Raw genomic sequence first — 12,396 nt, 5'->3', positions numbered from 1 at the left:
AGCGATGAAGACCAGGACCACCCTCGCCCTCGCGGCGGTCCTCCTGGGCCTCGGTGCCGCCGGATGCTCCACATCCGGCGGCACCACCCCGCCCGGGGCCCCGCCGCGCCCCTTCGGCGGCGTCACCCACTACGACGAGCAGCAGCGCGCCGCCCTGCACGACGCCGAAGAAGTCCTCGTCACCGGATGCATGCGCGAGCGCGGCTTCGACTACCGCCCCCAGGGCCTCGTCACCGGAGACCACCGCGTCGACGCCAACCCGTACGGGCTGCTCGGAGCCGACCAGGCCGCCGCCGACGGCTTCGGCGTGATCAGCACGGTGCTGCACCTGAAGCAGGCCGCCGACCCCAACCAGGAGCACGACGCCGACCAGGCGTGGAAGGCTGCCCTCCTGGGGACGGACGCGCACCGGGTCACCGTCGACCTGCCCGGCCAGCAGCAGTTCTACTACAACGGCGACTCCTGCCTCACCCGGGCCCGCGACACCCTCTACGGCCCCGACTACTTCCGGCTGTTCAACACCTTCCAGGTGCTCAGCGGCGATGTCGTCGCCGGCGTCCAGGCCGACGGCCGGTACGCCGCCGCCGAGGGCCGGTGGCGGGACTGCATGTCCTCGGCCCACCAGAGCGCCACCCACCTGGCAGACCCGGTGGCCGTGATCGACCAGCGGGTGAAACAGGAGGGCGGAGATCCGGCGAAGACCCACGACCTCATCGGCGGCGAGCTCTCCCTCGCCAGGACCTCGGCCCGCTGCCAGGACCAGGCCGGCTTCGCCGCCACCGTGGAACGGATCCAGGCCGACGTCGAGAAGACCGTGCTCGGGGCCGACCAGCCCCTCCTCGACCAGCTCCGCGGCCTGCGGCAGCAGGCCCTCGCCCGCGCGTCCCACCCGGCCCCGACCCCGACCGCCACCCGCTGACGGCACGACCCCCGGCCGCCCCGCCGCCACCCGGCCGTCGCAACCCGCGGCAGCGGACCACCCGCCGCCCCCACCGGCCACTCCGCGCCCGAGAGGCGAGTCCGGCGGCGGCCCAGCCCCGCAACCCGGGCCGCCGCCGGATTCCGACAACCTCTTCTCCCGTCCTTCTCGTTGCACCCGTGGCTGGACCGAGTGCGTCTGGATGCGGTCGTCTCAGTTGCACTGCCCACAGAAGCAGGGGGTCCGTTCGAGCCGTTTCGCCAGCCACCTGCTGGCGCGTATCCGTGCAACCGGATTCCTGGCCATACCGCAAAGGCGCAGCAGCTCCCACTCGTCCCGACGAAGCTTGCGCAGGTGCCGTGCGCCGAAGTACATGGCCATGTCGGTCTTCAGTCGTGTCCGCAGGACGGACAACTGTCTGGCCCGGATGCAGGTGATCCTCAGACCGGCGGTCGGCCCCTCGACTTCTGCAGGAGCAGTTCGTACAGACGCAGGCTGGAGGTTCTGGACGGGTGCCACCAAGTTGCCGCGTACGGTGAAGAAGAGCGCACGCGTCTTGGGTGACATCAGCATGCCGTTACCGTTCGCGTAGTACCAGGTCATCATCTCCTCCGCGAGCTGACGGCTCTCCTCGTCGGTCATCGGCGGTTCACGGTTGAGATCGGATACCGCAGTCAGTTCCCAGAGCTCCAGGTAGGCAGCCAGCATGCGTTCAGTGAGCTTGCCTTTGAGCTGGCGCCGGTAGTTGTGGGCCAGCCACAACCCGGCGGCCGCCACTGCCATGGTCAGGAGCGTCTGCATCCCGTCGTGCACTGCGTCCCCCCGCAGGACTCGTCAGAAGGTGAAACGCCGAGGCAGCCCCCGCGGTTCACGACCTCCTTGCAAGGTCCCTGATGACACGCCAAGTCGCAAGGCCGTCGGCGGCCGGTCAGCCGCAGGTCTTGTCCGGGTGGTCGTGGGTGATGGCGCAGATCATCGCCTTCGCCCGGTCGTTGTTCGGGTACCGGCGCTGGAGCTCGCCCTTGAAGTCGTTCCACTGGCGGGTGATGTCCTTGACGGCCAGGTCGTAGGCGCGGTCGAAGTTGTGGCCGGCGGCCGAACGCGGGCTGTCCGCGGTGTCCTTGTTGAGCACCCCGTCGTGGGTGACGCGGTTCGCGCAGTCGGACACCGTCCCGGTGTGGTCGCGGTCCGGGTAGCAGCCGGTGGCCAGGTCGTGGGGGATGTGGCCGGTGGCGTCCTTGGCCCAGTCGGTGCGGCTCATGGCGCTGTAGCGGGCGATGGAGAAGAACGCGGGCAGGTCGGTCCTGCCCAGGCCCGGGGGGTTCCTGACGCCGACGGCTCCCGGGCCGGCCTGGTCGACCCAGTTGCTGTGGGCGTAGAAGTCCTCGATCTGGTGCCAGCCGCGGCCCAGGTCCTCCAGCACCTCGCACTTCGCCCGCCCCGGCTGGTCGTTCCACGTGCAGGCGGGGGAGAGGGAGGTCTGGGCGGCGAGGACGTGCCCGTTCGCGTCGACCAGCCGGTCCGCGGCGGCGACGGCCCGCTTGAAGTTGTGGACGGAACCGTCGATGCAGTCGATGATCTCGGCGTCGGCCTGCTGGCGGCTGCGGGGGTAGCGGCCGTCGTACCGGGGGTCGAGGTAGTCGGCGTTGTCGCAGTGCAGCTTGCCGATGCCGAAGTACTCGCCGTGGTCGTTGGCGACGATGGCGCCCGAGTTCCCGTCCGCCATCGCCGTCAGCGAGTTCGGGTGCCAGCCCCCGGCCCCCAGCGCGGCCCGGGTGATCCTCTCGTGGTTCCCCCCGCTGAAGGCCTGCGCCGGTGTCGCGGCACCGAGGGCGGTGGAGCACAGCAGGGCGAGGCAGGCGGCGCCGGGGGCGAGCAGGCGCCGCCTGCGGGAGGCGGTGGCGGGATTCACGGGGTCTCCAGGGGTGCGGTGGACGTCTTCGGACGGGCGGCGCGCGACCGGGTGCGGTGTCCCGCCCCGTCCCGCCCGCCGCATTAAGCATGTCCATGCCATATCAGCCTGAACCGCCACGGAGCCTGAGGCCCGTGTGCCGGTGCCGGGCGCCTCCGCCCGCCCCGGCCGGCAGGCCTCCGCGCGGCCCTGCCCGTCGCCCGGCGGCCTCTTCGTGTACGCCTGCGTTTGCTACCATCGCGGCTCGCGCGGACGCCCGGGGGCCGCGCACGGGGGAGACGGAGCCGGATCCATGAGCGTGCCCACTGGAGTCGCACAGTTCCGCCTGGGCCACCGGGCGAGCATGACCCGCACCGAGGGGGTGCGGAGCACGACCTACCGGTCGCAGTGGCACCTGTTCCCGCTCGGCGCGAGCCGGCGCCCGGAGTCGGGGGCCGTCGTCCTCGACGTGTTCTGCGGCGACTGTCGCCTCCCCGTCAGGGTGGTGCTGGAATCCGGGCCGACCGCCGCGCAGAAGCAGCGCACCCGCAGCACGTTCGGCTGGCTCCTGCTCGTGGCGGGGATCGTCCTCGTCGTCATCGCCTGCCTCATCGGCGGCGGCGGCGCCGTCGCCGGCCTGTCGGGCGTGAGCGGCCTGCTGGCCGTGGCCACCAGCTTCGGGGTGCGCAGCGCCGCAAAGACGTACCCGGGCGTCCACGTGGAGCGCAAGCAGGTCGCCACCTCGGACGCCCCGCACCGGATCTTCGTCAGCTGACACCGCCCGACGGTGACGGGCTCCGGTGAGTCCGGCCGGTCCCGGCCGCGGTCGAAACCCCGTACGCGATGACGTCGGCGCGTCGCGCGTCAGGCCGGGCCCCGGTTCCGCGCTGCGCCCCCGTGTGCCCGTTCGCCCGCCTGTGCCCCCTTGCCCCCTGTGTGTCCGCTCGCCTGCGGGGCCGAGTGGCCGGTCAGCTGCGGCCGGTGCGGGTGAGTATGGCGGCGACGGTGCGGATGGCGGCTTCGGCGTCGGCGAGTTCGTCGTCGGTGGGCGGGACGGCGCCGAAGGCACGGCCGCCGGGGGCGTCCAGAGCGCGCCAGTGGAGGACCGGTGTGAGGTGGCTGCTGGCGTCGGCGAGGAACCAGGCGAGGTGGCCGTGGGTGCGTGCGACGGTCGTGGCGAGGGCGGCGAGGGCCTCGCGCAGCGCGGCGAGCCGCTCGATCCTCGGCAGCGCCTCCTGGACGTCGGCGGGGCCGACGGCGCCCGCGAGGGCCTCGGCGGTCTGCCGGGCCAGCGCCGAGTCGGGCGTGCTGAGCTCCCACGTCCCGTCGGTGAGCTGGAGTTGCGCCTCGTGAACGACCTGCTCGACCGCTTTGGACATGCTCATGGCGGCACCCTATCCGCCGAACGGATCTTCTCGTCTCCGAGGGTCCGTCCCCGGGGGCGGGTCGCCGTACGGCCCGGCGGAGCCTGGCCGGTGGAGGCCCGGCAGCAGGCCCGGTCGCTCGCTCCGGTCGGTCCCCGGCCCGCGACTCGGGCTGAGGCGGCGGTGCCGGTCATGCCGGCATCCGCCCGCTCCGGACCGTTCCCGGCGGGCGGCCGTCCGGGGTGTGCGAGGCGTCCGGGTCCCACGGCGGGCCCGTCGCGTCGGTCGGGGCGCAGGGCGTCGAGGTGCGCCAGGTGGGTGTCGACGGCGTCGAGGGCTGCGGCGGACGTCCGGTGGATCCGCTGGCTGCCAGGAACGAGGCGGGCTCGACCGGCCGGGGAGGTGTCGGCGGCGGCTCTGCGGGACTTCTCGCTCATGAAGTCACTCTATAGGCGACACGCCGACTTGTCATCGGATGGATGACCGCGCTACAAAGGTGTCAGGTGAAGCGCACTGGCACCCATTCGATCTGTGGAGGTGTTTCGCGATGCTGCTGCGCACTGACCCGTTCCGCGAGCTGGACCGGCTGACCCAGCAGTTCCTGGGCAACACGGGGACCTGGTCGCGTCCGGCGCCGATGCCGCTGGACGCCTACCGGGCCGGCGACGAGTACGTGATCTGCTTCGACCTGCCGGGGGTGGACCCGGAGGCGATCGACATCGACGTCGAGCGGAACATGGTGACCGTCAAGGCCGAGCGCCGCCCGCGCCAGGAGGGCGAGGGCGTGAAGTGGGAGCTTTCCGAGCGCCCGCTCGGCGTGTTCTCCCGCCAGGTCATGCTCTCCGACACCCTCGACCCCGCCGGGATCACCGCCGACTACGACGCCGGCGTGCTGACCCTGAAGATCCCGGTCGCCGAGAAGGCCAAGCCCCGCAAGGTCGCCATCAGCCACAACGGCGACCGCAAGCAGATCCGGGCCTGACCCGTCCCCGACCGTTCCGGCCGCCCCCGATCTCTCCCCCTCGATCGAAGGGGCGGCCGGAACACCCCCAGTCGGTCGCTTCCCGAGGCCGCCCGGACGGGCAGCGCCCCGGACGCCCGGAGCGCTGCGCCAGGCCCGGGGGCCGCAAGATCCGGCTGCTGAACCTCACCGGTCTACACCGGCGCCGGGCACTCGGACTCCGACCGACCACCCTCACGCCGCCGCCGACCCGCGGCCGGCCGGCCCCCGGAAGGCTCCACAGCCATGACCCGCTACCGCCACCTGATCCAGCAGGTCCGCACCCTCGGCCGCTACGCCGGCGACGAGGAAGCCGAACGCGTCCTCACCGCCGTCCTGGCCGTCCTCGGCTCCCAGCTCACCGGCGAGGAGCGCTGCGACCTCGCCGCGGCCCTGCCCGACCGCGCCCGCGCCGTCTTCGCCTCGCAGATCCCCCTCCCCGCCCCGGTCGCAGCCCCCGTCTTCGTCGAAGCGGTCGCCCGCAACCTGGGCACCAGCCTCACCGCGGCCCGCTGGGACACCTCCTCCGTCCTCGCCGCCGTCACCGACCTCGCCGGCGACGACCTCAGTGACCGCATCCTCGCCCAGCTGCCCCGCGGCTACGCCCTGCTGTTCGGCCGCGCCGACCTGACGGTCGCCGCCTGAACAGACCCGGAGGGGGAACCCGGGAGACCCCGGCCCGGGCGTTCCACCTCCCGTGGGCCGGACGTCCGTCCCGCCACCGCCGACGCCGGCTCCCTGGCCACGACCACACTGATCGAGCCCGTCCGGGACCACCTTGCCCCGGCGCCGCCGACCGCTCCCGGGCCGGACCCTCCGCTCCTGCACCGACGGCGCGCCGCCGCGGGCCCGGGCCGCTCGTGCGGAGACCGCCCGGCGGGTCGTCACTCGGTCTCGAACTGTACGAGGTGGGCGACCTCTCGCCCTTGCGCGTCGAGACAGGGGTAGATGCCGCCGTTCTCGCCGTGGTCCAGCAGCGCGATGACCGTCGACCCGGTCCGTTCGTCCGACAGGACGTGCCATCCGGCACGGAACGTGTCAGGCGAGGATTCCTCGGGCGGCTGCAGGGCGTCGGGACTGTATTGCCGACACGCCCCCTCGAACGCCGGCAGCAGACCTCGGTCCCGGCCGTTCGCCGCACGGCGCCGGATCTCCTGCCCGGCCAGCCTCATCAGCCCGCTCACCAGGGCACCGTCGTCGTCCCGCCGATCGCCGAGGCACACGACGCCGCAGTGCGTCATCACGCCCACGCCCGAGTACTCACCGAGTTCCACCGGCGGTGCCTCGTCGAACCACAGCAGCAACCCGAGCGTCATCGGCGCCTCTCCCGGCGCCGCATCCATCACCGCGTACACCCGATGGCTGCCCGCAGGCACCTCCAGGCCGTCGGCCTCACCCGACGTGGGGTCGAACACGAGGGCCATGTCCGAGGAGACCGGGAGCGTACCCACGGGGTGGATCCACCACGAATCGCGCGGCCCGCTGGTCTGCGGTGCCTCCGCGAGGTGGGCGAACAGGGTCTTGGCGAAATCCATCTGACGTCTCCTCACTGCCAGGGCAGAGCGGGGCCGCCCTCCTCCAGGCCCGCATCCTCTCAGCAGCCCCTGACAACGAAGGCCTTCAGGAGCAGCGGAACCCTCCCGGCCGCCGTCCAAGCCGGGGTGCCGACCATGCCCACGCTGTTCATCGCGTTCGACCTGCTGCACGCCCACGGCCGCCCCCCTGCTCGCCGAGCCGTACGCACGACGACGGGACCTGCTCGAGAATCCGGAACCGGGGCAGCCGGGTCTGCGCGTCCCGCCGACCGGGGACTCGGTGGCCGAGGCCTACGGGTGGACACGCGAACACCGGCTCGAAGGCGTCATCGCCAGACACGGCGACTCCCGCTACCTCCCGGGGGCACGCTCCCGGGACTGGATCAAGATCGAACACCTCCGGGCGGCCGACGTCGTGATCGGAGGCCGGCTGCCCGCGGGCCCCGGCGCAGCCTCGGTACGCGCCGTCCTGACCTGAGTGGGCGGCGACGGGACACCGGGAGCCCGGCGTCCCGCTTTTCGCGCGGGGCCGAGGCCCGGGCCGCCGGTCACGTCCGCGGCATCGGGCAGACGATGGAATGACACGGGATCCTGGTGCGGTGGCCGGGCGAGCGGGCGAGGAGGTGGTGCACGGTGGCGGAGCGGTTGGGGCCGGCCGATGCGGCACTGGCGGCGGGCGGCCTGCTGGACGTCCTCGGCGTGGCGGCCGTCGTGGTGGACGCGCAGGGGCGGATCTCGCTGTGGAGCCCGCAGGCACAGGCGCTGTTCGGCTACCGGGGCGAGGAGGCGCTCGGCCGCGCGGCGATCGACCTGCTGGTCTCGCCGGACCGGCGGCAGACGGTGCTGGAGGCGTTCGAGCGGGTGATGGCCGGCGAGGGCACCTGGGCGGGGGCGTTCCCGGCCCGGCACAAGGACGGGCGCACGGTGCTGGTGGAGATGCGCAACATGCGCCTGCAGGCCGCGTCCGGCACCTGGTACGCGCTGTGCATCGTGTCGTCCCGGGAGACCCTGCAGCGGGTCGAGCGGGATCTGGCGCTGTCGGCGCGGATGGTCGACCAGGCACCGATAGGCCTCGCGGTCCTGGACGAGGACCTGCGCTACGAGCTGGTGAACCCGGCGCTGGAGCGGATCAACGGGGTGCCGGCCGCCGAGCACCTGGGCCGCACCCCGCACGAGGTCCTGCCGCACCTGGACGTCGCGGCGATCGAGGACCGGATGCGCGGGGTGCTGGTCACCGGCCGGCCGGTGCTGGAGGAGTTCACCGTCGGGCACATGCCGTACGACGACCGCACCCACGCGTGGACGTCGTCGTTCTACCGGCTGGAGGACCAGGCACACCGGGTGATGGGGCTGGCGATCTCCGTCATCGACGTCACGAACCCCTACGAGCAGTCCCTCACCGCGGCCCGCGCCCGGCGGCGCCTGTCGCTGATCGCCGACGCGTCGATCCGGGTCGGCACCACGCTGGACCTGCCCACCACGGCCCGGGAGCTGGCGGAGGTGACCGTGCCGGAGGTCGCCGACATCGCCGCCGTCGACCTGCTGGACGCCGCCCTGCCCGGGGCGACGGGCCGCGCCGACGACGGGCCCGCCCGCTTCCGCGCGATGGCGATCAAAGCCGCCCAGCCCACGCCCGCGACCCTGGCCGCGGACCCGGTCGGCGAGGTCACCCGCTACCACCCCCGCCGCCTGGTCACCCAGGCCGCCGTCGGCGGCCACCCCGTCCTCGTCGCCCACGTGAGCGCCGCCGACCTGCCCCGGATCGCCCGCGACGAGACCGCCGCCCGCCTCCTCGCCGAGGCCGGCGTCCACTCCTACCTGGCGGTGCCGCTCATCGCCCGCGGACGGGTCCTCGGCGCCCTCGACCTCAAACGCACCCGCAACCCCGACCCGTTCGACCAGGACGACGTCCTGCTCGCCACCGAACTCGCCGCCCGCGCCGCCGTCGCCATCGACAACGCCCGCTGGTACCAGCACCAGCGCCAGGCCACCATCGCCCTCCAGCGCCACCTCCTGCCACCCCAGCACGCCCCCGACCCGCCCGGCCTGGCCATCGCCCACCGCTACCAGCCCGCCAGCGCCACCGACGACACCGGCGGCGACTGGTTCGACACCATCCCCCTGGCCGGCCACCGCACCGCCCTGGTCGTCGGCGACGTCATGGGCTCCGGGATCAACGCCGCCGCCACCATGGGCCAGCTGCGCACCACCACCCGCGCCCTGGCCCGGCTCACCACCGACCCGGCCGACCTCCTCACCCACCTCGACGCCACCACCCGAGACCTCGGCGACGCCATGGCCACCTGCCTGATCGCCCTGTTCGACCCGGCCACCGGGCTCCTGCGCATCGCCTCCGCCGGCCACCCCCCGCCCGTCCTCGCCCGCCCCGGCGACACCCCGCACCCGGTCCGGATCGACCCCGGCCCGCCGCTGGGCGTCGGCGGCCTGCCGTTCCCCACCCGCGACCTCACCCTGCGCCCGGGCGACGACCTCGTCCTCTACACCGACGGCCTCGTCGAAGTCCGCGACCAGGACATCGACCGCCGTCTGCAGACCCTCGCCGACCTCCTCGCCGGCCCCCGCCGCCCCCTGGACGACACGTGCGACCTGCTCCTCACCGCCCTGCGCCGCCCCGACACCCCGGACGACGTCGCCCTCCTCATCGCCCGCGTCCTGCCCGCCGGCCCGGACACCCCCGACCCGTGAACCGGCAGTGCTCCCGGCCCGGCCCCGCCGATCGCCGCCGCGCGGCTCGGCCGGAGGCCGGGCCCCGGGCCCGTGCGACCGGCTGTCAGCGGTGGCTGGCAGGGTGTGCGTGACACGTACGTACGGTCACGTGAAGATCGGAGCCTGACGATGCTGCCCGCCATTGCCGAGCGCGACGAGTTCGCCGCATTGGTCATCAGAACCGACTTCAGCGACGACCGGGCCTGGCAGTCCGTGCTGGCAGAGCTGTCGAAGCCGTGGGAGTTCGACGGAAGCGACGATGTCGACCCCCACCTCCACGTGGTGGACGATCCGGCCTGGTCGGGTGCGACGCCCGATGCCGTGATCGCCGCGCTCTCGGGCGATCCGGAACTGAGCGTCGTCTACCTGGCGGACGGCGTCGCCATGGAAGGGCGCGAGCACACCCTGCTGGTGGTGTCCGTGCCGACCCGTGAGGAGCACGCGAGCGACGAGGAGTACACGAGCGACGAGGAGTTCGAGGCGGACGGCGGCACCGTCCGGACCGTTCCCGCCGGCATCGGTGACATCCACGCGAACCTGTCGATCGCCAATCTCGCCTTCGCGGACATCGTCGAAGCCGCCCGGAACGACCCCTCCGGCATCTTCCGGTCCTTCTGAGAACCCGCCGTGTGAGCTGGTCGAACTCCGGGGGCCCGTCCAACTCGCCACGGGGCCCGCCCGTTGAACGGCGCGACCCGGTCGGGCTGAGGCGGCGGCCGGCGGAGAGCCGCCCAGAGCACCAACCGGGGCGACCGCCGTGCCCGGCGGGACCGCAAAAGCGGTGGACAGCCTTCCGGCCGCCGGGCGAGCATCTCCGCGATGAACAGCGAACCCCACCCCACCAGCCCCCAGCGCGTCCGCTTCGTCGAGCTCGGCGCGAAGGCGCTGCGGGCGCTCGCCGACGGCGACCTCGCCGGCGCCAGCGCCGAGGCGGGCGTGGCCCTGGACCCGCACTTCGTCGGTGACCGGGCCCGCTGGATCTTCGGCTACCGTGCCTCCCAGCTCGCCCGGGAGCCGGAGGCCGCGCCGTGGATCACGCGGGCCGTGGTGTCCGAGCCGGACGGGGTCGTGGTCGGCGACGCCGGGTTCCACGGGCCGCCGGACGAGGACGGCACGGTCGAGGTCGGCTTCACCGTCGTGCCCGGGCACCGCCGCCAGGGCTACGCCCGCGCCATGCTGGAGGCGCTGCTCCGCAGGGCCGCCGCCGAACCCGGCGTCAGGACCGTGCGGGCCAGGGTCAGTGCCGACAACACCGCCTCCCTGGCCACCGTCGCGGGCTCCGGGTTCACGCGCGTCGGCGAGCAGGGAGACGAACACGACGGGCTCGTGATCGTCTTCGAGGTCCCGGCGGACGCGATCCGGACCGGGCACCCCGCGGCTCCGGCGGACTCGACGTCCGTCCCGGTCGAGCCCTGACCGAGCCGTGGGACATGGCGGCAGGGTGGCCGGGTCAGAAACTCCCGACCCGGCCACCCGCCCGAAGCGGGCCGCTCACGCCGTGCCGTCCTCCGGGCTCCACCGCGGGACCCTGACGGCACTCCTCGACCACGGCTTCCGCTGGTTCCGCTTCGACGGCTGAAGCCTGGCCGACGCGCTTGGGTAACCGGCCGACCCGCCCGCCCCGACGGCTGCCGGGTCACTGCGGCCTGCCGGTCACGCCAGGCACGCCCGTTCGGACCGTTGCCGGTCCTGTGACCAGCAGCGGAAGGACCGGGGAGCCCAAGTGCAGCCGGAGGCCGCCCGTGCCGCCGACGCCGCGCTGCGCCCGTGCCGGCGAGGACCGCCGGCGGTCGTGGAGCGCCGGTGCGGTGGCACTCGACGAACACGAAGCTCAGGAGGAACGGCCCGGCACCTCGTGGAGCAGCTTCAGCCTTCGGCCGGTCGGGGGCTGCTGACGGGTGGCTGAACCGTGGCTCCGGATACGCCGGCCGGACCGGCGGCGTCGCGGCGTAGTTCCGCTGCGAACTGCGCACCCGCCAGCAGCGCCAGGTTGGAGAGCCACAGCCAGATCAGGAACAGCACCGTCCCCGCAAGCGAGCCGTACAGGCGGCTGTAGGTGCCCAGGGCGCTGGTGTACAGCGTGAAGCCGGCCGAGAAGGCCAGCCAGAGCGCCGCCGCCAGGGCTCCGCCGGGCAGGCTGGTGTGCCGCCGCCGCGCCGGTTCGGGGCCGGTCCGGAAGACGACCAGCACCAGGACCGCCACCACCAGCAGCAGAACGGGCCAGCGGACGAGCGACCACACCAGCGGTACCGTCCCGCCCAGGTGCAGAGCCCGGCCCACGCCCTCGGCGACAGGACCGCTCAGGATCAGGGCCAGGGCGCTCACCGCCAGCAGTACCAGCAGCACCGCCGCCGTCGCCACGATCCGCGGGGCCTTGCGCAGCGGGGAGCGCCGGTCGCTGGTGCCGTGCATCCGGTGGAGCGCCCGCCGGAACACCGCCAGATAGCTGCAGCACGACCACAGCGCGCTGCCGGCGCCCGCTGCCAGCAGTGTCCAGCCGGTCGAACCACCGCCCAGTGCCTGGGACAGCACTCCGCCCAGCTGCGCACCGGCCTGGCCCGGCACCAGCCCGGCCAGGTGCGCCGCCGCGTCCCGGGCCACCGCCGGGCTGATCAGTGCGAAGCCGACCACCGTGGCCAGCAGTGCCGGCAGGACCGCCAGGATCGCGTAGTACGTCAGGGCTGCGGCGAAGTCGGTGACGTCGTCGTTCCACATCGTCAGCGGCGTGCGCCGCAGGGCCCGCCACCACCGTCCGTCGCCACCCGACGACCGAGCCATCGCACACCCCCAACTGCCCAGGAGACCGAAGGCGTCCGATCGGACGCCTCGGCCGCCTGCCCGCTCCCTACGATGCGAAACGCCTCATCCGCATGGCGTCCGTATGACGGCTGTCGTGCCAGTCGGTGAGCCGGACTGACCGGGTTCTGCAGCAGGGCCACCAGGGCACGGGGCGTCGCTCC

At 73.6% G+C, this 12,396-nt stretch carries 13 protein-coding genes; 8 read left to right on the top strand and 5 right to left on the bottom strand.

The genetic code is table 11. The features are described 5' to 3' along the window. The first annotated feature begins 4 nt into the window (after positions 1–4). Positions 5–919 carry a hypothetical protein gene (locus ACFYUY_RS33580; protein ID WP_387906251.1) on the top strand — a complete coding sequence of 305 codons (915 nt, stop codon included), beginning with the start codon at positions 5–7 and terminating at the stop codon, positions 917–919. Between the two features lie 213 nt (positions 920–1,132). Here the strand turns inward: ACFYUY_RS33580 and ACFYUY_RS33575 are convergent, their stop codons facing one another. Beyond that, positions 1,133–1,702, bottom strand: coding sequence for a hypothetical protein (locus tag ACFYUY_RS33575; RefSeq protein WP_387906249.1), 570 nt, complete (start codon positions 1,700–1,702; stop codon positions 1,133–1,135). Between the two features lie 145 nt (positions 1,703–1,847). Beyond that, positions 1,848–2,831, bottom strand: a complete 984-nt coding sequence (locus ACFYUY_RS33570; RefSeq protein WP_387906246.1) for a hypothetical protein — start codon at positions 2,829–2,831, stop codon at positions 1,848–1,850. A gap of 292 nt (positions 2,832–3,123) precedes the next feature. On the opposite strand from ACFYUY_RS33570, the gene ACFYUY_RS33565 reads away from it, so the two are divergent. Next, the gene (locus ACFYUY_RS33565; RefSeq protein WP_387906243.1) at positions 3,124–3,585 is read left to right on the top strand and encodes a hypothetical protein; all 462 of its coding nucleotides are present in this window, start codon (positions 3,124–3,126) and stop codon (positions 3,583–3,585) included. A gap of 193 nt (positions 3,586–3,778) precedes the next feature. On the opposite strand, the gene ACFYUY_RS33560 is transcribed toward ACFYUY_RS33565, so the two are convergent. Next, positions 3,779–4,195: a hypothetical protein gene (locus tag ACFYUY_RS33560; protein ID WP_360215401.1), complete on the bottom strand. Its 417-nt coding sequence runs from the start codon at positions 4,193–4,195 to the stop codon at positions 3,779–3,781. 526 nt (positions 4,196–4,721) lie between these two features. On the opposite strand from ACFYUY_RS33560, the gene ACFYUY_RS33555 reads away from it, so the two are divergent. Both ACFYUY_RS33555 and ACFYUY_RS33550 read left to right on the top strand, forming a co-directional pair. Next, positions 4,722–5,156, top strand: coding sequence for an Hsp20/alpha crystallin family protein (locus ACFYUY_RS33555; protein WP_387906241.1), 435 nt, complete (start codon positions 4,722–4,724; stop codon positions 5,154–5,156). 264 nt (positions 5,157–5,420) lie between these two features. After that, positions 5,421–5,819, top strand: coding sequence for a DUF2267 domain-containing protein (locus ACFYUY_RS33550; protein WP_360215404.1), 399 nt, complete (start codon positions 5,421–5,423; stop codon positions 5,817–5,819). A gap of 239 nt (positions 5,820–6,058) precedes the next feature. On the opposite strand, the gene ACFYUY_RS33545 is transcribed toward ACFYUY_RS33550, so the two are convergent. After that, positions 6,059–6,709, bottom strand: a complete 651-nt coding sequence (locus tag ACFYUY_RS33545; RefSeq protein WP_387906238.1) for a hypothetical protein — start codon at positions 6,707–6,709, stop codon at positions 6,059–6,061. Positions 6,710–6,896: 187 nt separating this feature from the next. Here ACFYUY_RS33545 and ACFYUY_RS33540 point away from each other — a divergent pair, with 187 nt between their 5' ends. From ACFYUY_RS33540 to ACFYUY_RS33525, 4 genes are all read left to right on the top strand, one after another. Continuing rightward, complete coding sequence (locus ACFYUY_RS33540) at positions 6,897–7,187, top strand: hypothetical protein (protein ID WP_360215466.1); 291 nt, start codon at positions 6,897–6,899, stop codon at positions 7,185–7,187. A gap of 155 nt (positions 7,188–7,342) precedes the next feature. Further along, the gene (locus tag ACFYUY_RS33535) at positions 7,343–9,415 is read left to right on the top strand and encodes a SpoIIE family protein phosphatase (RefSeq protein ID WP_360215409.1); all 2,073 of its coding nucleotides are present in this window, start codon (positions 7,343–7,345) and stop codon (positions 9,413–9,415) included. 105 nt (positions 9,416–9,520) lie between these two features. After that, on the top strand, positions 9,521–10,054 hold the full coding sequence (locus ACFYUY_RS33530; RefSeq protein ID WP_387906236.1) for a DUF6924 domain-containing protein: 534 nt from the start codon (positions 9,521–9,523) through the stop codon (positions 10,052–10,054). Between the two features lie 201 nt (positions 10,055–10,255). Then, positions 10,256–10,852, top strand: coding sequence for a GNAT family N-acetyltransferase (locus ACFYUY_RS33525; protein ID WP_387906234.1), 597 nt, complete (start codon positions 10,256–10,258; stop codon positions 10,850–10,852). 450 nt (positions 10,853–11,302) lie between these two features. Here ACFYUY_RS33525 and ACFYUY_RS33520 read toward each other — a convergent pair whose 3' ends face one another. Further along, positions 11,303–12,214 (bottom strand): YihY/virulence factor BrkB family protein, encoded by a 912-nt coding sequence (locus ACFYUY_RS33520; RefSeq protein ID WP_387906231.1) that lies wholly within the window; start codon positions 12,212–12,214, stop codon positions 11,303–11,305. Positions 12,215–12,396: the final 182 nt, after the last annotated feature.

The sequence above is a fragment of the Kitasatospora sp. NPDC004745 genome, from assembly GCF_042873275.1.
Lineage (GTDB): Bacteria > Actinomycetota > Actinomycetes > Streptomycetales > Streptomycetaceae > Kitasatospora.
The sequence above is the reverse complement of the archived record's forward strand: the minus strand, read 5'-3'. Positions and strand labels throughout refer to the sequence as shown.